Raw genomic sequence first — 21,290 nt, forward strand, 5'->3', positions numbered from 1 at the left:
TTCAGTTCTCCGGTACGTCGGGAAGGCCGGGGGCGTCGGTCCCGGCGGAAGAAGAAGTCTCGGCCGCCGTCCCCGAGCCGCCGGTCTCGCCGGCGGCCCGGACGGCCTCGGGAAAGTTCAGCTCGGCGGCCGCCGCCGGCGGCAGGAAGCCGGCCATCCACTCGGCGCCGCGCTGGAAGCCCGGCAGCAGCCGCGACTGGCCCCACCAGGGATCGCCCGGCAGCGGCGTGAACCCCAGCAGCAACACACCGGCGCAGCCCAGCACCAGCCCGCGGGCCAGGCCGAAGCCCAGCCCCAGCACCCGGTCCGTGCCCGAGAGGCCGGTGCCGGCGATGAACCGGCCCAGCAGCCAGGTCAGCAGGCCGCCTGCCAGCAGCACCGCCAGGAATACGCTGGCATGGCCAAGGAACAAGCGCGCCGCCGCCTGCTCGACACCGGAGAACCAGGCCGCGACCTCGCCGCCGAAACCCACGGACAGCCAGAACGCCGCCACCCATACCGTCAGCGACAGCACTTCCACCAGGAAGCCGCGCCACAGGCCCACGGCCATGGACACCAGCAGGACCACCAGCAGAACGTAGTCGGCGACGGTCAGCATCGCGGATCGCTTCGCCAGTTCACGGGTGCGGCACGACGATGGCCTCACGCAGGCCCAGTGTCTCGGCCACGCGTTCTTTCAGCCGCTCGGCGGCAGCGCGATCGGCCTCTGGCCCCACCCGCACCCGCCAGACCGGGCCGCGGTCGGTGTTCACCCGCTGGTGGAAGGCGACGAAACCGGCGGCGCGGGCGCGATCGCGCAGGGCGGTGGCGTCGGCCTCGTTGCTCAGCGCGCCCAGCTGCACGGCGAAGCCCACCCCCGGCGCCGCCCCGGCACGCCGCGGCGCCGGCGCAGGCCCGGCATCCAGGGCCACCACCACGGCCGGGCTGCCCGATACCGTCTGCACCCGCAGGCGCGCCGCCTCGGCCAGGGCGCGCTCGGCATAGGGCCCCACCCGCAGCCGCATCGCCGGCCGACCGTTGACGTCCACGGTCTCGCTGCTCACCTGCAAGCCCTGGGCGCGCAAACGCCCGGCCAGTGTCCGGGCATTGTCGAGATTGGAGAAGCTGCCGACGTTGACGGCCCAGGCGCCGGCAGCGGCGGTCGGCGGCAGGGTGCTGTCGGCGTGCGGGGGGGGCGGAACGGGTTGCGGAACGGGGGCAGGGGCGCGGACCGATCCGGTCGGCGCGGCCACCGGTTCGCCGCTGGCGGCGTCCACGGCCAGGGCCGGAGTCTCGTCGCCGGGCCCGGACGCCGGCTCTTCCCGGCGCGGCGCCGGCGCGTCGGGCACGACGGTGGCCACGGCATCCGGGTCGTGGCGACCGCCATCCTCGCCAGGCTCCAGACCCAGCACGGCGCCGCCCTCGGCCGGCGGAACCGGCTGCAGCAGGGGCAGCTCGCGGGTCTCGAAGTCCCGCTCGGGCGCGGCCGGCATCTCCAGTGGCACCCGGGCGGCATCGTCCAGGGCCTGCTCGCGCTCCTGCAACAGCATCGGCAGGAAGATCATCGCCAGCGCGACCAGCACGGCGGCGCCGATCAGACGCTGTTTCAGGGCTTGATCCATCGGAACGGGTCCGGGCCGGAGAGACCGGCGAATTATAGCCGTCCTGCTCCCCTGCCCCCGGTCATGATTCCGCCAGGGCTTCAGCGACGGTGTGGAAAGAGCCGAACACCAGCACGCGTCCGTCGTTGCCGGCCTCGGTAGCGGCCGCGGCCAGGGCCTCGCGCAGGCTGCCGTGCAGGCGTAGGCGATCCGGGGCGAGCGCGCCGGCCAGGCCTTCGGCCAGCGCCGGGGCGTCCAGCCCGCGCGGCCCGGCATCGGTGATCGGCCCCAGATGCCAGGCGCGCACCTGCCCGGCGAGCGGCTCGACCATGCCGGCCAGGTCCTTGTCCGCCAGGGCCGAAAACACCGCCACCGTCGGCCGCGGATGCGCCTGCAGCCAGGCGGCGAGCTGGCGCGCGCCCTGGGGGTTGTGGGCGACGTCGAGCACCCGTTCCGGCGGTCCGGGCAGGCGCTGCAACCGGCCCGGCACCCGGGCGGCGGCGACGCCGGCGACGATGGCGGCGTCCGGCAGCGGCAAGTCCAGGGCGCGCAGGGCGGCGATGGCGGCGGCGGCGTTCTCGCGCTGCACCGGCGCCTCCATCGCCGGTGGCGGCAGCTCGATCTCCCAGCCCGGCTCGCGCCAGCGCCAGCGGCCCTGCTCCAGTTCGTCGATCAGGTAGTCCGAATGACCGCGGATGGCAAAGGCTCCCAGCGCATAGGCCCGCCGCAGCACCGAGGAAGGTGGATCGCGCTCGGCCAGCACGCAGGGCTTGCCGGCGCGCAGGATGCCGGCCTTTTCGGCGCCGATGGCTTCGCGGTCGGGGCCGAGCCACTCCTGGTGGTCCAGATCCACCGTGGTGATCACCGCCACGTCCGGGTCCACGATGTTGGTGGCGTCCAGGCGACCGCCCAGGCCGACCTCGAGGATGGCCAGGTCCAGGTCCGCCGCTTCGAACAGCAGCAGCGCCGCCAGGGTACCGAACTCGAAATAGGTCAGCGGGATCTCGCCTCGCGCCGCCTCGATGCGCTCGAAGGCGGCCACCAGGACCTCGTCGCCGGCCTCGGCGCCGTCCATCCGCACGCGCTCGTTGTAGCGGAGCAGATGCGGCGAGGTGTAGGCGCCGACCCGCCAGCCGGCGGCACGGGCGATCGCCTCGATGAACGCCACCGTCGAGCCCTTGCCGTTGGTACCGCCGACGGTGACGACATGGCGTGCCGGCTTGCCGATGCCAAGCCGTCGCGCCACTTCTCCCACGCGCTGGAGGCCCAGCTCGATGGATTTGGGGTGGACCTGCTGCTGGTATTCCAGCCACTGGGCGAGGGTGCGTGCCATGGCGGCATTATCCGGACGGGCGGGCCGGGCGCGAAGCCGTGTCTGGATATGGCGCCGGTTCGCGTGTCAGGAAGACATGAGCCCACGCCCCTCGACCTGGATTCTCGCCCTGCTGCTGCCGGCCGCCCTGTTCGGCTTCGCCTTCGTGGCCGCACCTCACTCCTGCGAATGGGGTCTGAGCAGCTACGCCTGGCTGGGCATCACGACCTTGGCGGTCGAGCTTGCCCTGCCCTTGGTCACCGAAGCCAACCGGCCGCTGTCCCGTCGCCTGTTGCTGTCGGCCGGCAGCGGCGGTCTCACCGCGGGGGCCTGGTTGGGCGGCCTGGTGGCCGCCGATTTCCAGCTGCTGTGCCGGCTGTTCTGAGCGCGGACGGCGAAGGCCACCGGGCCTGGCTTCGTCGCTACAACGCCCGATGCACCGCCTCGCCGAACAACGGCGTGTGGTGCTGGCAGTCGTTGAGCCGCACCACCTCCAGCGTGTCCACGGCCGGGCCTTCCAGCAGGTTCAGGGTTGTCGGCGCCTGTCGAAAGCTCCACAGCCGGCTCATCGGCAGGCCCAGCACGCGGCACAGGATCACCCGGTTGACCGCATCGTGAGCGACCGCCAGCAGCACGTCATGCTCGCCCAGGCCCTGGCAGGCACGGGCGAAGGCGGCCCAGGCGCGTTCTGCCACCTGCGGCAGTGATTCGCCGCCGGGCATCTGCACGGCGTCGGGCCGCTCGCGCCACTGGCGCAGGCGCTCGGGATCGCGTTGGCGGATCTCCGAGGCCAGCAGGCCCTCCCACTGGCCGTGGTTGATCTCGGCCAGGTCCTGGTCGAGACGCAGCAGGTCGCGCCGGGCCTCGCCCAGGGCCAGCTCGGCGGTGCGGCGCGCGCGCGCCAGCGGCGAGGCGACCGCGCGGGCGATCTCCAGGCCGTCCAGGCGCCGGCCCAGCGCCAAGGCCTGGGCTTCTCCGATCGGCGAAAGCGCGATGTCACGCTGTCCCTGATAGCGGCCCTCGGCGTTCCAGGGCGTCTCTCCGTGCCTTGCCAGCAGGACGCGCATCAGGGCTGCTCCATGGAAACGATGCCGGGGATGGCGCGCAGGGCCAGCAGCTGCTGCTCCGGCACCGGCCTGTCCACGGTGATGGCGGCGACTGCGCCGCCGTCGCCGGTGGCGCCCAGGGAAAAATTGACGATGTTGATGCCGGCCGCGCCCAGGTGCGAGCCGACCAGACCGATCACACCGGGGCGGTCCTCGTTGCGCATCAGCAGCAGGTGCGCCTGCGGATCGAAGTCCAGCTCGACGCCGTCCAGCCGCACCACCCGCGGGCCGCGGTGCAGGGTGGCCTCGATCTCGCGCACCCGGCCGCCGCCTTCCACCCGCAGGCGCAACAGCCGATCGAAACCGTCGCCGTCGCCCCCCACGGTCTCGGCCACCTCCAGGCCACGGGCGGCGGCTTCCTGCAGGGCGTTCACCGGGGTTACCCGGCCCGAGGCCGAACCCAGCAGGGCCGCCACCAGCAGGCGGGTCAGCGGCCGCGTATCCAGGCCATCGGTACGGCCGGCGTAACTGAGGTGCAGCTTCACCGGTGCCGGGACCATGCGCGCGGCCAGCTTGCCCAGCGCGGTCATCAGCGGCATCCAGGGGCCGATCTCACGCGCCACTTCCGGGGTCAACGGCGGCAGGTTGACGCAGCCGGCGACGGCGCCCGTGGCCACGTAATCAATGATCTGCCGCGCCAGGATGGTGCTGACCGCCTGCTGCGCCTCGCCGGTGCTGGCGCCCAGGTGCGGGGTCAGGATCAGGCGCGGGTGGTTGCGCAGCGGCGAATCCTTCGGCAGCGGTTCGGTGGCGAAGGTGTCGAGCGCGGCGCCGGCGATGTGGCCGTCATCGAGCAGGCTCAGCAATGCCGCCTCGTCCACCAGGCCGCCGCGGGCGGCGTTGACCAGGAAGGCGCCGGGTTTCATCCGCCGCAATCGTTCCTCGTTGAGCAGGTGGGTGGTTTCCCTGGTGCGCGGAATGTGCAGCGTCACCACGTCGGCCCAGGCCAACAGCTCGTCCAGGCCCATCAGCGGCACGCTGCCCTTGCCGGCGGCGGCCGGCGGCAGAAAGGGATCGTAGGCGGCCACCTCCATGCCGATGCCCTGGGCCTTGCGTGCCACGGTCGAGCCGATTCGGCCCAGGCCGATCACGCCCAGGCGCTTGCCCTCGAGCTCGAAGCCGGTGAGCCCGGCCTTGGGCCAGTCACCCTGCTTCATGCCGGCGTCGGCCCGCGGCACGTGCCGGGCCAGGGCGAACAGCAGGGCCAGGGCATGTTCCGCCGCCGCCAGGGTGTTGCCGTCCGGGGCGTTCATCACGGCGATGCCGCGGGCGGTGGCGGCCTCCACGTCGATGGTGTCCACGCCGGCGCCGGCGCGGCCGATCACCTTCAGCCGTGTCGCCCCAGCCAGCGCCGCGGCCGGCACCGGAGTGGCGGAGCGGACCAGCACCGCGTCCATCTCCGCAAGCCTGGCCGCCAGCACCTTCGGATCCTTGATCGCCTCGCTCTCCTCCACCTCCCAGCCGGCCTGCCGGAACAGGGCCAGGCCCTCGGGGTGGATGCCGTCACAGGCCAACACGCGCATTTGCCGCTCCTCGTGATTCGCACAACAACAACCGTGGGCCGGCTGCCACGCCCCGGGGCGCGGAAGCCGGGCTGGCGTCAGGACCGGGGCAACCGGCAAGCCGCCGGAAAGGCGGCGGCGAGGCTCGGGAATTCCACCGTCCGCCCCGGCGCCGGGGCGCGGGCGGGAAGAGACGACGCCGGCAGGCGTGCGAATCGCGCGGATGCGCGGAGACCTTCAGGACGCCGGCGCGGGAAGGCGCCGCCGGCGTGGCTGCGGGTCTGGAAACGGGGCTTCATGAGCATGGGAGTCCAGGACCGACGCGGCGACGATAGCCTGTCCCCCGGCCCCGAGGCAACGCACTCCGTGCGCCATCCGCGCCGGCGCCGATCCGCGTCGCGCCCGGCCCGACCATGACCAATGGCCTACCCGCGACGGCCGCGAAGCTCATACCCTCGACGCCTTGTTCCGAACCCGCGAGCCCGCCATGTTCCCGTCCAAGTCCAAGCCTCTTGCCCTTGCAGTCGCCATCAGCCTGGGCCTCGGCGCCTGCCAGCCCGCCTCCGAGGCGCCCGAGGCGCCGGCCAGGCCGAAACTGGTGGTGGACCTGTCGGCGGTGACGCTGCAACCGATCTCGCTGCGGGCGGAGGATCTGGACCCCTCGGTCGAGGCCTGCCGGGACTTCAACGGCTTCGTCAACAGCAAGTGGCTGGCCGCCAACCCGGTGCCGGGCGACCGCACCACCTGGGGCGCCTTCGCCCTGCTCGGCGAGCGTTCGCTGGAAGTGCAGCACCAGATCGCCAGGGCCGCGGCCGCCGGCCAGTGGCCGGCCGGCAGCATGGAACAGAAGGTGGGCGACTTCTTCGCCGCCGGCATGGACGAAGCCGCCGTCGAAGCCGCCGGCCTGGCGCCGATCCAGGCGGAGCTGGACGGCATCGCCGCCATCGCCTCCAACGCCAACATCCCGGCCTATCTGGGCGAAGCCTACGCGCGCGGCCAGGGCATGCTGTTCCCCTTTTTCGCGATGGCCGACTACAACGACTCCAGCGTCAACATCGCCTACGCCATCCAGGGTGGCCTGTCGCTGCCGGAGCGTGGCTATTACATCGAGGACCGCGAGGATTTCGCCCGTATCCGCGAGGCCTTCAAGCAGCATGTGGCGCGCGTGCTGACGCTGGCCGGCGCCGACGAAGCGACCGCCAGCACCCAGGCCGAGCAGGTGCTGGCCTTCGAGACCCGCCTGGCGCAGGCCTCGCTGGGCCGCGTCGAAATGCGCGATCCGGCCCGCCGCTACCGCCCGGTGACCCTGGCCGAGGCCGACGCCAGCACGCCGAACTTCAGCTGGACCGCCTTCTTCGCCGCCCTGGACGTACCGGCGCCGGAGAAGTTCTCCCTGGCCACGCCGGAGTTCTTCGCGGAGATGGACGAAATGCTGGCCGAGGTGCCGCTGGAGCAGTGGCAAACCTGGCTGCGCTTCCGCACCATCGACGGCGCCTCGCCCTACCTTTCCTCCGCCTTCGAACAGGCCAACTTCGACTTCTACCGCAAGACCCTGGCCGGCCAGCAGGAAATGCAGCCGCGCTGGAAGCGGGTGCTGACGGCGCTGAACATGTCCATGGGCGAAGGCTTCGGCCAGCTCTACGTCGAACAGGCCTTCCCGCCGGAGTCCAAGGCCAAGATGGAGCAGCTGGTCGGCAACCTGCGCGAGGCGCTCCGGGCCCGGATCGAGAACCTGGAATGGATGGGCGAAGAGACCAAGGCCAGGGCCCTGGAAAAGTGGTCCACCTTCACGCCCAAGATCGGCTACCCGGACAAGTGGCGGGACTGGAGCGGCCTGCGGATCGGCCGCGACAGCTACGCCGGCAACGTGATGGCGGCGGCAGCCTTCAACTACCGCTGGAACCTGGACAAGATCGGCAAGCCGGTGGATCGCAGCGAATGGGGCATGAGCCCGCAGACGGTGAATGCCTACTACCGCGCCACCGCCAACGAGATCGTCTTCCCGGCCGCGATCCTGCAGCCACCGTTCTTCGACCCCGATGCCGACGATGCCCTGAACTACGGCGGCATCGGCGCGGTGATCGGCCATGAAATGCTGCACGGCTTCGACGACCAGGGCAGCAAGTTCGACGCTGCCGGCAACATGGCCAACTGGTGGACCGAAGAGGACCGCCGCCGGTTCGAGGCGCGCGCCGACAAACTGGCCGAACAGTTCAGCGGCTACGAGGCCTTGCCCGGCCTGTTCGTCAACGGCCGCCTGGGCCTGGGCGAGAACATCGCCGACCTGGGCGGCGTCACCGTCGCCTACGACGCCATGAAGCGCGCCCAGGGTGAGCGCTTCAGCGATCCGATGGTGGAGGGCTTCAGCCAGGACCAGCGCTTCTTCATGAACTGGGCCACGGTCTGGCGCATCGCCTTCACCGAGGCGCAACTGCGCCAGCAGTTGCAGGTTGGCCCGCATTCCCCGGGCATGTTCCGGGCCATCGGCGCGCCGTCCAACCTGCCGGCCTTCGCCGAGGCCTTCGGCTGCAAGGAAGGCGATCCGATGGTGCGTTCCGGCGAGCAGCGGGTGGTGATCTGGTAAGCGTGACCTTCGGACTATGTCCCGCTTCCGAGCGGGGTACAGAATGGCCGGCGCGCCGCGTCGCCGGCGATCTTCCTTCCACCTGCCGCCCGCCCAGGGCCTGGAGTCGAACGTGAGTTTTTCCACCCTCAAGCCCCTGACCCTGGCGCTCGCCGTCACGGTCGCCCTCACCGCCTGCCAGCAGGCGCAAACGCCGGCCGTCACCGAGCGGCAGGCCGCGCCTGCCGCTCCCGCCGTGGATCTGGCCAACCTGAAGACGCCGGTGGTGTCCTTCGCCGCCGCCGACCTGGACCCGACCGTTCCCGCCTGCGCCGACCTGAACGCGCACGTCAACGGCAAGTGGCTGGCAGCCAACCCGGTGCCGGCCGACCGCACCACCTGGGGCAGCTTCGAACTGCTGGCCGAACGCTCGCTGGAGATCCAGCGCCAGCTGGTCGAGCACATGGCCGCCGACCCCGGGGCCACCGGCGTGGCCAAGATGATCGGCGACGTCTGGGCCACCGGCATGGACGAGGCGGCGATCAACGCCGCCGGTCTGGCGCCGATCCAGCCGATGCTGGAGGAGATCGCCGCCCTGTCCGGCCCCGGGGACATCGCCGCCTACCTGCGCCGCAGCACCGCCCAGGGCCGGATGATGCTGTTCGGCTTCGGCCCCGAGGCAGACTTCCAGAACCCGGGCATGAACATCGCCTACGCCACCCAGGCCGGCCTGGGCCTGCCCGACAAGACCTATTACTTCGACGACAGGCACGCCGGCATCCGCGAGGCCTACCTGCAGCATATCGGCAACATCCTGGTGTTGACCGGCATCGAGGAAGCACAGGCGCGGGAGATGGCCAAGGCGGTGATGGAATTCGAGACGCGCCTGGCCAAGGTTTCGCTTTCCCGCGAGGAACTGTCCCGTGACGTCAGCAAGTACTACAACCCGGTGAGCGTGGCCCAGGCCGACGCGATCACCCCGAACTTCCCCTGGTCGGCCTTCTTCGAATCGCAGGGCATCGCCGCGCCTGAGATGTTCTCGCTGGCCATGCCGGACTTCCATGCCGAGCTCAGCCGGATGATCGCCGACGTGCCGGTCGCCACCTGGCAGGCTTACCTGCGCTACCAGACCGTGGACGGCGCCGCGCCCTACCTGGCCGACGCCTTCGCCGAGGAGAACTTCAACTTCTACGGCAAGGTTCTGCGTGGGCAGGAGGAGATGCAGCCGCGCTGGAAGCGGGTGCTGAACGCCATCAACGGCCAGATGGGCGAGGCCCTGGGCCAGGAATACGTGAAGGTCGCCTTTCCGCCGGAGTCCAAGGCACGCATGCAGGCCCTGGTCGGCAACCTCGGCGAGGCGCTGAAGGTCCGGCTCGAGAACCTGGAGTGGATGGGCGAGGAAACCAAGGCCAAGGCCCTTGAGAAGTGGGCCGCCTTCACCCCCAAGATCGGTTACCCGGACAAGTGGCGCGACTGGAGCGGCCTGGCAACCTCGCGCGACAGCTACGTCGGCAACCTGATGGCCGCGATCGAGTTCAACTACAGGTGGAACCTGTCCAAGATCGGCCAGCCGGTGGACCGCAGCGAATGGGCGATGAGCCCGCAGACGGTGAATGCCTACTACAACCCGCTGCAGAACGAGATCGTGTTCCCGGCGGCGATTCTGCAGCCGCCGTTCTTCGACCCCAATGCCGACGACGCCCTGAACTATGGCGGCATCGGCGCGGTGATCGGCCACGAGATGATCCACGGTTATGACGATCAGGGCAGCCGCTTCGACGCCAAGGGCAGCTTCTCCAACTGGTGGACCGACAAGGACCGCCAGGGCTTCGAGGAACGCACCGGCAAGCTGATCGCCCAGTTCGACGCCTACGAGTCCATTGACGGCCTGCACGTCAACGGCAAGCTGACCCTGGGCGAGAACATCGCCGACCTGGGCGGTCTGGCGGTGGCCTACGACGCCATGAAGCGCGCCCAGGGCGAGGGCTTCAGCGACCCGATGGTGGAGGGCTTCAGCCAGGACCAGCGCTTCTTCATGAACTGGGCCACGGTCTGGCGCCGCAACTTCAAGCCCGAGGAGCTGAAGGTGCGCCTGCAGACCGACCCGCACGCGCCGGCCAACTTCCGCGCCATCGGCGCGCCGTCCAACCTGCCGGCCTTCGCCGAGGCCTTCGGCTGCTCGGACGGCGATGCCATGGTCCGGTCCGAAGCCGATCGCGTCCATATCTGGTAGGCGCCCACAAGCGCGGACCCTGCGGGAACGGCCCGGCCATCGCCGGGCCGTTTTCCTTTGTGTCCGACGGCCGGCAGGCAGGGCAAACGCATCCGCCCGCACTCACGAAGGTCCGGACTGGGGACGACCTGACCCCGGCGTTAGAATCCGGTCCCCCCGCCGAGGAACCCGCCGCCCATGCCAGTCCGCCCCCTGTTCCCCGCCCTGCTGCTGTCGCTGGCCGCCGGCAGTGCCCATGGCCAACGCGCGCCGGCCGTTCCGGCCGCCTGCACCGACTTCTACGGCCACGTCAACGCCGCCTGGTTGGCCCAGCACCCGCTGCCGGCCGGCAGTCGCCACTACAGCCGCTGGGATCAGCTGATCGCCCTCGGCCAGACCCGGCGCAACGAGTTGCTGGCCGCCACCCACGCCCCCGAGGGCAAGCCGGCATCGGCGCTGCTGGCCGACCTGATCGCCTCCAGCCAGGACGAGGAAGCCATCGAGGCCGCCGGCACTCGCGCACTGCAGCCGTTGCTGCAGAAGATCGAGCGCATCCGCCGCAACCGCGACGTGCCGGCGGTGGTGGCCGAGCTGCACGCGGCCGGCGTGCCGGTGCTGTTCGCTTTCCAGGTGCGACGGGATGCCCAGGGACGTCCCTATGCCTGGATCGGTCCCGGCGGCCTGGGCCTGCCCGATCCGAGCTTCCACCTGTCAGCCGCGCCGGAAGTGCAGGCGTTGGTCCGCCAGTACCGCGACGCGCTGAGCGAATGGCTGCGCCTGTCCGGCGTACCGGCCCGCGAGTTGGCGGCGGCGGTGGATGGCGCCTTGGCCATGGAGCTGGAACTGGCCCGCGCTGCCGCCCAGGCGGCGCCGGCCACTCTGTTCCCGCTGGAGGAAGCGCAGAAGGTCGTCGGTGCCCTGGACCTGCCGGCCTTTCTGGCTGCCCAGGGCCTGAAGGCCACCCACGTCGAACTGGCCGGCCCCGCCTTCTTCCAGGTTCTGGACCGGCAATTGGCCAGGGCCAAGCCGGCGCAGTGGCGGGCCTACCTGCGCGCACAGGTGTCGCGTGAGCTGGCCCCGACCCTGCCCAATGCCTGGCGCCGGCCCTGGGCCGAGCTCTACCAGGTACGCCTGGGCGGACAGACCGAGCCCGAGCCGCGCGCGCTCTGGTTCCGGCGAATGCTCGAAACCGAGGCGCCCGAGTTGCTCGACCTGGCCTACGACGAACGCTGGCTGCCAAGTGAGCGCCAGCAGCGCGCGGAACGGATCGCCGCCGGCGTGCGTGCCGCCGCCCTGGCGGCGGTGGACCGGGCCGACTGGCTGAGCGACGAGGGCAAGGCCAAGGCCCGGCGGCGCCTGGAAACCATGGAGATCCAGCTGGGCCGGCAGGTTCCGCCCGACACCTTCGGACCCACGCGCTTCTCGCGCGCGGATTTCGCCGGCAATGTGCTGGCTCTGCGCCGCGGCCTGCACCAGGCCCTGCTGCAACGCGCCCGCCGCGCCTGGCCGGCCGAGCAGTGGCATCCGCTGCTGGCCTGGATACCCGGTGAGAACCGGCTGGTGGCCACCACCGCGGTGATGCAGCCGCCGGTGCTGGGCGAGGCCGCCGGCCCGGGCGACTACGGCGCCTTCGGTGCCCTGCTGGCGCAGCAGATCGGCATCGCCCTGCAGCAATGGGAGGGTGCCGACGCCCAGGCCTGGGCGAAGCGGACCCAGCCCCTGATCGGCCAGTACAACGCCTACTCGGCCACCGGCGGCGCCACCCGGGTCAACGGCGTCGGCAGCCATGCCCAGAACCAGGCCGATCTGGCCGGCCTGGAGCTGGCCTGGGAGGCGCTCAATGCCTCCGGCCCGGTGGACAGCGCCGCCGCGCGCGCCTTCTTCACCGGCTGGGCCGCGCTCTGGCCGCGCCAGGACGAGGCCCTGGCCCTGGCCCAGGCCCAGGCCACCGCCACCCACGCGCCGGCGCGCTGGCGGGTGAACGGGCCACTGGCCAACCTACCGGCCTTCGGCCAGGCCTTCGGCTGCGCCGGCCGGGCGGCCATGCTGCGGCCGGCTCGCGAGCAGGTGGCGCTCTGGCGATGAGCGAGCCCTTCGCGCCGGGCCAGCGCTGGTTCTCCAGCGCCGAACCCGAACTGGGTCTGGGCACGGTGCTGCGCCTGGCCGGACGGCAGGTGCAGATCGTGTTCACCGGCAGCGGCGTGGTGCGCATGTACGCGCTCGGCTCGGCGCCGCTGCTGCGGGCGGAGTTCCGCCCCGGCGAACGCATCCGGGTCGGCGGCGACGACAAGCGGGTCGAACGGGTCGAACGCCGCGCCGGCCTGCTGCACTACCACTGCGGCGACGCCTGCCATCCGGAGGGCGAGCTGGACGCCGAGCAGCCGGTGTCCCAGGCCGATGCCCGGCTGCTCTCGTGCCGGGTGGACCGCAACGATCGGTTCGAACTCCGGCTCGAATGCCTGCGCCGCCGCGCCGAGGCCCGGGCCCACCCGGGCTGGGGCATCCTGGGCGCGCGCATCGACCTGATTCCGCACCAGCTGCGGGTGGCGGCCATGGCGGCCGCCCGGAGACCGCCGCGGCTGCTGCTGGCCGACGAGGTCGGCCTGGGCAAGACCATCGAGGCCTGCCTGGTGGTGGCGCAGCAGCTGGCCAGCGGCCGCGCCCGGCGGGTGCTGGTGCTGGCGCCGGAGAGCCTGGTCAACCAGTGGTTCGTGGAACTGCTGCGCCGCTTCAACCTGCCCTTCGCCATCTACGACGAGGAACGTTGCGAATCGCTGGAGCTGGGCGAGCCCAGGGCCAACCCCTTCGAGGACGAGCAATGCGTGATCGCCTCGGTGGACTGGCTGGCCAGTCACGAGCGTCGCGCCCGCCAGGCCCAGGAGGCCGGCTGGGACCTGCTGCTGGTGGATGAAGCGCACCATCTGTCCTGGGGCCCGGATCACGCCAGCCCCGCCTACGCCCTGGTCGAACATCTGGCGATGCGGACGCCGGGCCTGCTGCTGCTGACCGCCACGCCGGAGCAGCTTGGCCTGGGCGGCCATTTCGCCCGCCTGCGCCTGCTCGATCCGGCCCGCTACACCGACCTGGAGCATTTCCGCGCCGAGATGCGCGGCTACCTGGCGCTCTCGCCCCTGGCCGGCCGCCTGGCCGAAGGCGCAGCCCTGACCACGGCCGACATGGAAACCCTGGCCCGGCTCTTCCCCGACGAGAGCGAACAGCTGGCCAGCCGTCTGGGCCGGATCGCCGCCGGCGACGCCGGCGAACGCGAAGCCCTGCTCGCCGACCTGGTGGACCGGCACGGCACCGGCCGGGTGATGGTGCGCAACCGGCGCGCCGCGGTCGGCGGCTTCCCGCGCCGCGTCCCGCACGTCGAAACGCTGCCGGCGCCGGAAGACCCGCTGCTGCTGGGTCGGCTGCGCGCCGAATTCTCCCATGACGTCGGCGAGACCGAAGACGAACCGGCGCACGATTTCACCCGCGACCCGCGCATGGACTGGCTGCTGCGCGTGCTGGAGGAGACCGCGCCGGCCAAGGTGCTGCTGCTGTGCCGATCGCGCGCCAAGGTGCAGGCGATCGAGGAGGCGCTGCGGCTACGCAGCGGATTGCAGGTGGCTCGCTTCCACGAGGACATGAACTTGCTGCAGCGCGACCGCAACGCTGCCTTCTTCGCCGACCCGGAGGGCGCGCGCCTGCTGGTGGCCAGCGAGATCGGCGCCGAGGGCCGCAATTTCCAGTTCGCCCAGCACCTGGTGTTCTGGGATCTGCCGCTGCACCCGGACATGCTCGAGCAGCGCATCGGCCGCCTGGACCGCATCGGCCAGCGTGGCGATGTGCACCTGCACGTCGCCGCCGTGGCCGGCAGCGCCCAGGAAGTGCTGCAGCGGTGGCTGCATGAGGGCCTGGACGCCTTCGCCCGGGTACTGCCGGATGGCCGCGAACTGCTGCGCCACTTCGGCGCCGAGCTGCTGCAACTGGCCGCCGCCGATCCAGAGGCGCGCGAGCCGGCCTTCACCGAACTGCTGGAGCGAAGCCGGCTCAAACACGCGGAACTGGCCCGCATCGTCGCCGAGGGCCGTGACCGGCTGCTGGAACTGGGCAGTCGCCGCGGCGAAGGCGGTGATGAGCTGCTGCGCGCCCTGCGCGAGGACGATGCCGCGGCACCGCTGGACGACTACCCGCTGCGCCTGCTGGAGGCCTTCGGCGTGCACCACGAACCGCTGGCCGCCGATCTCTGGCTGCTCGACCCCGAGCACGTCACGGTGGACGGCTTCGAGGAGCTGAAGGCCGGCCCGCGCCAGGCCACCTTCGACCGCGCCACCGCCTTGGCCCGCGACGACCTGCTCTATCTGCGCGGCGACCACCCGCTGCTGCTTTCCGCCGCCGACCTGCTGCTGTCCGGCGAAACCGGCAACGCGACGGTGCTGATCGACGACGCCCTGCCGCCGCGCACCGTCGTGCTGGAGGCGGTGAGCGTGCTGGAATGCGTGGCGCCGCGCGGCCTGGACATCGAACGCTGGCTGCCGCCGGCGCCGCTGTCGGTGGCGGTGGACACCCGCCTGCAGCCGCGCCCCGGCTTCGCCCCCAGCGAGCGCAGCCGGCTGCGCGCCGGCGACCGCCTGCTGGACCTGGCGCCGCAGCGCAAGGTGCTGGCGGCGCTGGTGCCGCCGATGCTGGCGCGCGCGCAGGAACTGGCCGCCGAGGAAGCCGGGGCACGCGCCGCCGGGGCGGCGGACCGGGCCGACGCCGCCCTCGGCGCGGAAATCACCCGCCTGCGCGCCCTGGCCCGGGTCAACCCGGCAGTGCGTCCGGCCGAGATCCAGGCCCTGGAACAGGAACGCGAGGCCATCCTCGCCGCCCTGCCCAGCGCCCGGCCGCGCCTGGACAGCCTGCGGCTGGTGGCCAGCCCGGATTTCCTGCAGCTGCGCCGCTGATCAGCGCGAGATGCGCGGGCCGCGCGGCTTGAACGGCGGCTGGCCACGCCAATAGCGGATCATCAGCCAGCCGAACAGCATGCCGCCCAGGTGGGCGAAATGGGCGATGCCCGAGCGGGTGCCGAACACGCCCATCATCAGCTCGAGCAGGCCGAACACGATGACGAAGGTGCGCGCCCGCATCGGAATCGGCGGGATCATCAGCATGATCTGCCGGTTCGGGAACAGCATGCCGTAGGCCAGCAGCAGGCCGTAGATGCCACCCGAGGCGCCGACCGTCGGGTATAGGCCACCGCCGGTGATGCCCGAGGACACCACGATCAGCTGCACCACGCCGGCGCCGGCCACGCAGGTCAGGTAGTAGCTCAGGAAGCGCTGCCTGCCCCAGGTCAGCTCCAGCGGCGCGCCGAACATGAACAGGGCGAAGGCGTTGAAGAACAGGTGGCCGAAGCCGCCGTGCAGGAAGCCGTAGCTGATGACCTGCCAGGGCATGAAGCCGACGCTGACCAGGTCGCCGTCCGGGCTCACGCCGACCGGGTACTCACCCAGCGGCCAAAGCGCGAAATACCGGATCAGGACGTCGCCGGCGAGGAACTGCAGAAGGAAGCCTAGGCCCAGCGCCCAAAGCAGGGCGGTGGTGGCCGGGGGAAGTCGCATGCGGGTGCACTCGTGGTCGGACCGGCCCGTATCATACCGGCATGCCCTGCCCTGCCCTGATGAATCCCGACCGGATCGAGGCCCTGGCCGAGACCCTGGCCGACCGGGACTGGGCCGTGCTGGAGGTTCCGGAAGCCCTGCCGCTGTTGCGCCGGGTGGCCGGCGAGGCGCAGGCCCTGGCCGTATCCGGACGCTTGCGACCGGCGGCCACCGGCCGCGCCGGCGGTCGCCGCTTCGCCGGCCTGCGCGGCGATTCCACCCTCTGGCTGGACGACCCCGCCTGCGGCCCCGCCGCGGGCGAACTGCTGTCGGCCCTTGACGGGCTGCGGCCCGCGCTCAACCGTCGCCTGCTCCTGGGCCTGGAAGCGGTGGAAGCGCATTTCGCCCGCTATCCGCCCGGTGCCGGCTACGCCCGCCACGTGGATCGCTTCGCCGGCGACGACACCCGGGTGCTGTCGCTGGTGCTTTACCTCAACGAGGACTGGCCCGAGGAGGCCGGCGGCCAGCTGCGGCTGCACCTGCCCGCCGGGCCGGTGGACATCGGCCCGCGCCTGGGCACGATGACGGTGTTCCTCGCCGGCGAGGTCGAGCACGAAGTGCTGCCGGCGACCCGGCCGCGGCTCAGCGTCGCCGCCTGGTTCCGGCGCCGGTCCCTGCGGGGCGCCTAGGCGGCGCCCACAAGAGCTCGTCCAGGCTGGCGGCGGCGCGCTGGCCGCGAACCCGGCCGCCCTCCACCTGCACGCCTTCGGCGCGCAGCCGTTGCACCTGCTCGTCGTAACCCTCGCTGCCGGGCGGAAAGGCGATGCGGCCGTCGGAACGCAACACCCGGTGCCAGGGCAGCCCGGGCTCCCCACCGGCCGACAGGATGCGCGCCACCCACCTGGCCCGGCCCGGCAGTCCGGCGCGCCGGGCCACCTCGCCGTAGCCGGCCACCCGGCCGGCAGGAATGGCCCGTACCGCCGCCAGGATGCGGGCACGGTGGTCGGCAGGGTCGCCGGCAGGCTTGCCGGGCGGCTTTGCGGCCTTGGGCTTTGCGGACATGGGCGCTAGCATACCGGTCCCCCGCAGCGGCACGCCCCTCATGCAGAACTTCGAGCAGATCCGCGGCCATCTCCAGGGCAAGTACCTGCTGACAGTCAGCGACCCCTACCTGGCCTGCGTGCAGCTGTCGCTGGACCAGGGCCGCCGGCACCAGAGCATCTTCCTCTCGGAGATGATGGGCGAGGACAACCGGCCCTACCTGCGGGTCAGCACCGTGATCGCACCGATGACCGGCATAGACGCCCGCAGGATGCTGGCCTTCAACTGGCAGAGCCCGGTCGGCTACCTGGCGATAGGCGAGCTGGACTCGGTGCCCTATCTGCAGCTTTGCGAGAACCGTCCCTACGACACCCTCACCGCCGCCGAGGTGGACCGGCTGGTGCTGGAGATCGGTGGCCTGGGCGACCAGATGGAGCGGCTGCTGTCGGCGGGCGGCGACCTGCTCTGAGCAACGGTAACCGGGGGCGTCCGGGCCCTTGCCCGTCCGCACCCCGCCGCCCCGGTCAGGCCCAGCCGAGGCTTTCCACGGCCCGGTACAGCAGCCAGGCCAGGCCGCCGGAACACGGAATGGTCAGGATCCAGGCCCAGATGATCTTCTCGACCACGCCCCACTTCAGCGCGCGCGGGCTCTTGGCCATGCCCACGCCCATGATGGCGGTGGAGATGCTGTGCGTCGTGGAGACCGGCATGCCGAAGTGGGCGGCCAGGGAGAGGATGGTGGCCGAGCTGGTCTCGGCGGCGAAACCGTGGATGGGGTGCAGCTTCACCATCTTGTGACCCAGGGTCTTGATGATGCGCCAGCCGCCGGCGGCGGTGCCGGCGGCCATGACGATGGCGCAGGTCACCACGATCCAGGTGTCGATGCCTTCCTTGCCGCTGGGATGCAGGAAGGCCAGCCAGGGCGGCAGGTCGGCCAGCGTTCCGGCCGCCTCGGCGCCGATCAGGGCCAGGGCGATGATGCCCATGGTTTTCTGGGCGTCGTTGGTGCCGTGGGCGAAGCCCATGTAGGCGGCAGAAAAGATCTGCGCCTTGCCGAACAGCGCGTTGACCCACCGGGGCCGGGAAATCCGCGCCAGCCAGCCGCCGGCACCGTTCATGGCGCTGATCACCGCCATCAGGGCGCCCATCATCAGCAGCCCAAGGGTGAAGCCCGCCGCCGGCGAACTGACCATCGGCACCATGACCTTCCAGAAGATGCCCTGGCTCTTGGTCCAGTCCTCGGCCGCGCGCGACCAGATCAGCACGTCGAAGTTGTTGTCGGCCGCCGACAGCGCCGCGCCGATCAGGCCGCCGATCAGGGCATGGCTGGACGATGACGGCAGACCGAACCACCAGGTGATCAGGTTCCAGACGATGCCGCCGGACAGGGCGCAGATGATCACCTGCGAACCGACCACCAGCACCTCTGCGTCGATCAGGCCGGAAGAGATGGTCTTGGCCACCGCCGTGCCCCAGAGCGCGCCGATCAGATTCATGAAGGCCGCCAGCGCCACCGCCTGGATGGGCGTGAGCACCTTGGTGGCCACCACGGTGGCGATGGAGTTGGCGGTGTCGTGGAAGCCGTTGATGTACTCGAACACCAGGGCGACCAGGATCACCACCAGCACCAGCAACAGGGCGGTGGTCATGGGCTCAGGCGTTCTTCAGGACGACGTGGTAGATGACGTTGCCGGCGTCGCGGCAGCGGTCGATGGCCTTCTCGAGGATCTCGAACAGGTCCTTGAGGATCAGGTAGCGCATCGGGTCCGCCTCACGAGTGTAAGTGTCCCGGTACAGCTCGAGGATCAGGCGGTCGGCCTCGGATTCGATCGCCTGCAGCTTGTCGTTGAGCTTGCGGGTGGTTTCCAGGTCCATGCCCCTGCGCAGCAGCAGCACCATTTCCTCGAGTACCGCGCAGGCGCGCTCTAGCATCGCCGCACGGGAAACGAAATCCACGTCGCCGACCCGCTCCGACGCCAGGGTGAAGCGCTCGGCGAACTTCTCCACCACTTTCGGGATCTTGTACAGGGCATTGGAGAGCGCTTCGATGTCCTCCCGCTCCAGCGCGGTGACGAAGGTGTTGACCAGCTCCTCGCTGATCCTGGCCGCCAGGTCCTTCTCGCGCTGGCGGGCCTCCTTGAAGCGTTCGAGCGAACGCTGGGCCGGCGGCGTGGCCAGCAGCTCGCCCAGGGCCCGGGCGCTTTCGCGGGCGGCGGCGGCGCTGGCCTCGAGCAGGCCGTAGAACTTGTCGCCCTTACCAAAGATGGTCTGCAGGGAAAACATGGCGGGGTTTCCTGGCGGGGCCGGGCAGCCGGCGAAAATGGCGCGTATGTTACAACGTCGTGACGCCTTCGTGACGACCCCGGCCCGGCCTGGGCCTATGGCATAGTGCGGCCTCACGCCCCCTTTCCCGAGGAGCCTCGGCCGGCCCGGTCCGGCGCCCATGACCCTGGAAATCGCCATCGTCTTGCTGCTGATCCTGTGCAACGGCTTCTTCGCCCTGTCGGAGATGTCCGTGGTGACCTCCCGCAAGGCCCGCCTGAAGCAGAAAGCCCAGACCAGCCGCCGCGCCCGCTCGGCCCTGGAGCTGGCCGAACATCCGGAACGCTTCCTGTCCACCGTGCAGGTGGGCATCACCTCGATCGGCATCCTCACCGGCGTGTTCGGCGGCGAAAGCATCGGCAATCGCGTCGCCGCGGCGATTGCGCCGCTGGGCCTGGATCCGGAGCTGAGCCGGGGCTTCGGCACCGTCGTGGCGGTGGCACTGATCACCTACGTCACCATCATCGTCGGCGAACTGGTGCCCAAGCGGGTCGCCCTGCTGGCGCCGGAACGCATCGCCAGCGGCATTGCCATGCCGATGCGGCTGATCTACTGGCTGACCGCGCCCTTCGTCTGGCTGCTCTCGGCCAGCACCCGCAGCCTGATGCGCCTGTTGCGCCTGGACCGCGGCCAGGCCGAGCAGGTCACCGAAGAGGAGATCCGCATGCTGGTGGCGGAAAGCCACGAGCAGGGCGTGATCGATGCCGGCGAGCGCAACATGATCAACCGGGTGCTGCGCCTGGGCGACCGCAGCGCCGCCGGGCTGATGACCCCGCGCACCCGCATCACCTGGCTGGACGCGGCGGCCAGCATCGAGGAGAACCTGGCGGTGATGCGGGAGACGCCCTACTCCCGCTATCCGGTCTACCGCGACAATGACAGCGAGGTACTCGGCATCCTCGAGGTCAAGCGGCTCAGTCCCTACCTGGGCCGGCAGGAGCAACCGGCCGACCTGTTCGCCGACCTGCGGCCGGCCCTGTTCGTGTCGGAATCGACCCATGCCATGAAGCTGCTGGAGATCTTTCGCGAGGAGCAGCAGACCCTGGCCCTGGTGGTGGACGAATACGGCGACATCCAGGGCCTGGTCACCGCCAACGATCTGCTGGACGCCGTGCTGGGCCGTGTCCAGGCCAGCGCCGAGCAGGGTGAGCAGGAAGCGCTGGTGGTGACCCGCAGCGACGGCTCCTACCTGGTGGACGGCCGCCTTTCCAGCGAGGAACTGCGCGAACTGCTGTCGCTGGCGGTGCTGCCGGGCGAGGAGGACCACGAGTTCCACACCGCCGCCGGCATGCTGATCGCGCATTTCGGCCGCATCCCGCATGCGGGCGAACACTTCGACCACGGCGGCTGGCGCTTCGAGGTGGTGGACCTGGACGGCGCCCGCATCGACAAGCTGCTGATCGCCCGCCTGCCCGAGGACAAGGATCCGGAACGGGTTTAGCACGGATAAAGGCGCTCGCCCGGAGACTTGCCGGCCATGGACCGTGAAATCAGCACCCGTGCCCTGCTCGACAGCCTGGCCGATGCGCAGAACGGCGAGACGCTGAACCTGGGCGGGTTGCTGGACCAGTTCCGGACCCGCGCTTACGGCGTGTTCGTGCTGGTGGCCCTGCTGCCGGCCTTCGTGCCCCTGCCGGTCGGCGCCGGCGCGATCAGCGGCCCGCTGATCGCACTTGCCGGCCTGCAACTGCTGGCCCGCATGAGCCATCCCTGGATCCCGGGATTCCTGGCCCGTCGGCCGATCTCCAGGGACGGCCTGGCCCGTTTCCGCGACCGCGCCTCGCGCCTGCTGCGCTGGCTGGAACGACTGAGCCGGCCACGCACCGAAGCGGTCATCGACCACCCGCTGGCGCGTGCCTTCACCGGCCTGTTGCTGGTCCTGCTGGGCGTGTTGCTGGCCCTGCCGGTGCCGGGCACCAACTATCCGTTCGGTCTGATCCTGCTGGCCTTCGCGATCGCCCTGGTGGAGCGGGACGGTCGCCTGATGCTGGTGGCCTGGGCCCTTGGCACGACCGAGATCGCGCTGGTGGCGGTGTTCTCCGGCCAGCTGGCCGGCTGGGCGGCCGGACTGATGGCCTGAGCGCG

General features: G+C 71.1%; 18 protein-coding genes. 9 read left to right on the forward strand and 9 right to left on the reverse strand.

All coding sequences use genetic code 11. The features are described 5' to 3' along the window. Nucleotide 1: 1 nt before the first annotated feature. From F0415_RS04155 to folC, 3 genes are all read right to left on the reverse strand, one after another. Nucleotides 2–598 carry a CvpA family protein gene (locus tag F0415_RS04155; protein WP_149859917.1) on the reverse strand — a complete coding sequence of 199 codons (597 nt, stop codon included), beginning with the start codon at nucleotides 596–598 and terminating at the stop codon, nucleotides 2–4. A 19-nt stretch (nucleotides 599–617) separates the two neighbouring features. After that, complete coding sequence (locus F0415_RS04160) at nucleotides 618–1,601, reverse strand: SPOR domain-containing protein (RefSeq protein ID WP_149859918.1); 984 nt, start codon at nucleotides 1,599–1,601, stop codon at nucleotides 618–620. 61 nt (nucleotides 1,602–1,662) lie between these two features. Next, a complete protein-coding gene (folC, locus tag F0415_RS04165) occupies nucleotides 1,663–2,913 on the reverse strand; it encodes a bifunctional tetrahydrofolate synthase/dihydrofolate synthase (protein WP_149859919.1) in 1,251 nt (416 codons plus the stop codon). Between the two features lie 76 nt (nucleotides 2,914–2,989). On the opposite strand from folC, the gene F0415_RS04170 reads away from it, so the two are divergent. Then, complete coding sequence (locus F0415_RS04170) at nucleotides 2,990–3,277, forward strand: hypothetical protein (RefSeq protein ID WP_149859920.1); 288 nt, start codon at nucleotides 2,990–2,992, stop codon at nucleotides 3,275–3,277. A gap of 37 nt (nucleotides 3,278–3,314) precedes the next feature. Here F0415_RS04170 and F0415_RS04175 read toward each other — a convergent pair whose 3' ends face one another. Next, nucleotides 3,315–3,959 carry a histidine phosphatase family protein gene (locus F0415_RS04175; RefSeq protein ID WP_149859921.1) on the reverse strand — a complete coding sequence of 215 codons (645 nt, stop codon included), beginning with the start codon at nucleotides 3,957–3,959 and terminating at the stop codon, nucleotides 3,315–3,317. After that, nucleotides 3,959–5,521 (reverse strand): phosphoglycerate dehydrogenase, encoded by a 1,563-nt coding sequence (gene serA, locus F0415_RS04180; RefSeq protein ID WP_149859922.1) that lies wholly within the window; start codon nucleotides 5,519–5,521, stop codon nucleotides 3,959–3,961. The genes F0415_RS04175 and serA overlap by 1 nt, the downstream gene beginning before the upstream one ends. Nucleotides 5,522–5,987: 466 nt before the next feature. Between serA and F0415_RS04185 the strand changes: the two genes are divergently transcribed. From F0415_RS04185 to rapA, 4 genes are all read left to right on the forward strand, one after another. Then, the gene (locus F0415_RS04185) at nucleotides 5,988–8,084 is read left to right on the forward strand and encodes a M13 family metallopeptidase (RefSeq protein WP_149859923.1); all 2,097 of its coding nucleotides are present in this window, start codon (nucleotides 5,988–5,990) and stop codon (nucleotides 8,082–8,084) included. A gap of 112 nt (nucleotides 8,085–8,196) precedes the next feature. Beyond that, complete coding sequence (locus F0415_RS04190; RefSeq protein WP_425457813.1) at nucleotides 8,197–10,296, forward strand: M13 family metallopeptidase; 2,100 nt, start codon at nucleotides 8,197–8,199, stop codon at nucleotides 10,294–10,296. A 177-nt stretch (nucleotides 10,297–10,473) separates the two neighbouring features. Then, nucleotides 10,474–12,360, forward strand: coding sequence for a M13-type metalloendopeptidase (locus F0415_RS04195; RefSeq protein WP_149859925.1), 1,887 nt, complete (start codon nucleotides 10,474–10,476; stop codon nucleotides 12,358–12,360). Further along, nucleotides 12,357–15,206 carry an RNA polymerase-associated protein RapA gene (gene rapA / locus F0415_RS04200; protein ID WP_149859926.1) on the forward strand — a complete coding sequence of 950 codons (2,850 nt, stop codon included), beginning with the start codon at nucleotides 12,357–12,359 and terminating at the stop codon, nucleotides 15,204–15,206. Before F0415_RS04195 ends, rapA begins: the two co-directional genes overlap by 4 nt. Here rapA and F0415_RS04205 read toward each other — a convergent pair whose 3' ends face one another. Further along, nucleotides 15,207–15,863: a rhomboid family intramembrane serine protease gene (locus F0415_RS04205; RefSeq protein ID WP_149859927.1), complete on the reverse strand. Its 657-nt coding sequence runs from the start codon at nucleotides 15,861–15,863 to the stop codon at nucleotides 15,207–15,209. It abuts the gene before it with no gap. Between the two features lie 41 nt (nucleotides 15,864–15,904). On the opposite strand from F0415_RS04205, the gene F0415_RS04210 reads away from it, so the two are divergent. Next, nucleotides 15,905–16,531 (forward strand): 2OG-Fe(II) oxygenase, encoded by a 627-nt coding sequence (locus F0415_RS04210; protein WP_210244153.1) that lies wholly within the window; start codon nucleotides 15,905–15,907, stop codon nucleotides 16,529–16,531. Here F0415_RS04210 and F0415_RS04215 read toward each other — a convergent pair. Next, a complete protein-coding gene (locus F0415_RS04215; RefSeq protein ID WP_149859928.1) occupies nucleotides 16,485–16,904 on the reverse strand; it encodes an MGMT family protein in 420 nt (139 codons plus the stop codon). The two genes, F0415_RS04210 and F0415_RS04215, sit on opposite strands and share 47 nt — an antisense overlap. A gap of 40 nt (nucleotides 16,905–16,944) precedes the next feature. On the opposite strand from F0415_RS04215, the gene F0415_RS04220 reads away from it, so the two are divergent. Then, a complete protein-coding gene (locus F0415_RS04220; RefSeq protein ID WP_149859929.1) occupies nucleotides 16,945–17,352 on the forward strand; it encodes a hypothetical protein in 408 nt (135 codons plus the stop codon). 55 nt (nucleotides 17,353–17,407) lie between these two features. Here the strand turns inward: F0415_RS04220 and F0415_RS04225 are convergent, their stop codons facing one another. Next, nucleotides 17,408–18,532 (reverse strand): inorganic phosphate transporter, encoded by a 1,125-nt coding sequence (locus tag F0415_RS04225; RefSeq protein WP_149859930.1) that lies wholly within the window; start codon nucleotides 18,530–18,532, stop codon nucleotides 17,408–17,410. Between the two features lie 4 nt (nucleotides 18,533–18,536). Further along, complete coding sequence (locus tag F0415_RS04230) at nucleotides 18,537–19,166, reverse strand: DUF47 domain-containing protein (protein WP_149859931.1); 630 nt, start codon at nucleotides 19,164–19,166, stop codon at nucleotides 18,537–18,539. A 160-nt stretch (nucleotides 19,167–19,326) separates the two neighbouring features. On the opposite strand from F0415_RS04230, the gene F0415_RS04235 reads away from it, so the two are divergent. After that, complete coding sequence (locus F0415_RS04235) at nucleotides 19,327–20,646, forward strand: hemolysin family protein (protein ID WP_149859932.1); 1,320 nt, start codon at nucleotides 19,327–19,329, stop codon at nucleotides 20,644–20,646. Between the two features lie 36 nt (nucleotides 20,647–20,682). Then, nucleotides 20,683–21,285, forward strand: coding sequence for an exopolysaccharide biosynthesis protein (locus F0415_RS04240; protein WP_149859933.1), 603 nt, complete (start codon nucleotides 20,683–20,685; stop codon nucleotides 21,283–21,285). Nucleotides 21,286–21,290 lie beyond the last annotated feature (5 nt).

Source organism: Arenimonas fontis (genome assembly GCF_008386465.1).
Classification (GTDB): Bacteria; Pseudomonadota; Gammaproteobacteria; order Xanthomonadales; family Xanthomonadaceae; genus Arenimonas; species Arenimonas fontis.

Excerpts from the sequence above, each read along its gene's own strand:
- folC (WP_149859919.1), bottom strand. The coding sequence starts at position 2,913 with ATGGCACGCACCCTCGCCCAGTGGCTGGAATACCAGCAGCAGGTCCAC.
- F0415_RS04195 (WP_149859925.1), top strand. The coding sequence starts at position 10,474 with ATGCCAGTCCGCCCCCTGTTCCCCGCCCTGCTGCTGTCGCTGGCCGCC.
- F0415_RS04185 (WP_149859923.1), top strand. The coding sequence starts at position 5,988 with ATGTTCCCGTCCAAGTCCAAGCCTCTTGCCCTTGCAGTCGCCATCAGC.
- F0415_RS04160 (WP_149859918.1), bottom strand. The coding sequence starts at position 1,601 with ATGGATCAAGCCCTGAAACAGCGTCTGATCGGCGCCGCCGTGCTGGTC.
- F0415_RS04230 (WP_149859931.1), bottom strand. The coding sequence starts at position 19,166 with ATGTTTTCCCTGCAGACCATCTTTGGTAAGGGCGACAAGTTCTACGGC.
- F0415_RS04210 (WP_210244153.1), top strand. The coding sequence starts at position 15,905 with ATGCCCTGCCCTGCCCTGATGAATCCCGACCGGATCGAGGCCCTGGCC.
- rapA (WP_149859926.1), top strand. The coding sequence starts at position 12,357 with ATGAGCGAGCCCTTCGCGCCGGGCCAGCGCTGGTTCTCCAGCGCCGAA.
- F0415_RS04225 (WP_149859930.1), bottom strand. The coding sequence starts at position 18,532 with ATGACCACCGCCCTGTTGCTGGTGCTGGTGGTGATCCTGGTCGCCCTG.
- F0415_RS04170 (WP_149859920.1), top strand. The coding sequence starts at position 2,990 with ATGAGCCCACGCCCCTCGACCTGGATTCTCGCCCTGCTGCTGCCGGCC.
- F0415_RS04155 (WP_149859917.1), bottom strand. The coding sequence starts at position 598 with ATGCTGACCGTCGCCGACTACGTTCTGCTGGTGGTCCTGCTGGTGTCC.
- F0415_RS04240 (WP_149859933.1), top strand. The coding sequence starts at position 20,683 with ATGGACCGTGAAATCAGCACCCGTGCCCTGCTCGACAGCCTGGCCGAT.
- F0415_RS04175 (WP_149859921.1), bottom strand. The coding sequence starts at position 3,959 with ATGCGCGTCCTGCTGGCAAGGCACGGAGAGACGCCCTGGAACGCCGAG.
- serA (WP_149859922.1), bottom strand. The coding sequence starts at position 5,521 with ATGCGCGTGTTGGCCTGTGACGGCATCCACCCCGAGGGCCTGGCCCTG.
- F0415_RS04235 (WP_149859932.1), top strand. The coding sequence starts at position 19,327 with ATGACCCTGGAAATCGCCATCGTCTTGCTGCTGATCCTGTGCAACGGC.
- F0415_RS04220 (WP_149859929.1), top strand. The coding sequence starts at position 16,945 with ATGCAGAACTTCGAGCAGATCCGCGGCCATCTCCAGGGCAAGTACCTG.
- F0415_RS04205 (WP_149859927.1), bottom strand. The coding sequence starts at position 15,863 with ATGCGACTTCCCCCGGCCACCACCGCCCTGCTTTGGGCGCTGGGCCTA.
- F0415_RS04215 (WP_149859928.1), bottom strand. The coding sequence starts at position 16,904 with ATGTCCGCAAAGCCCAAGGCCGCAAAGCCGCCCGGCAAGCCTGCCGGC.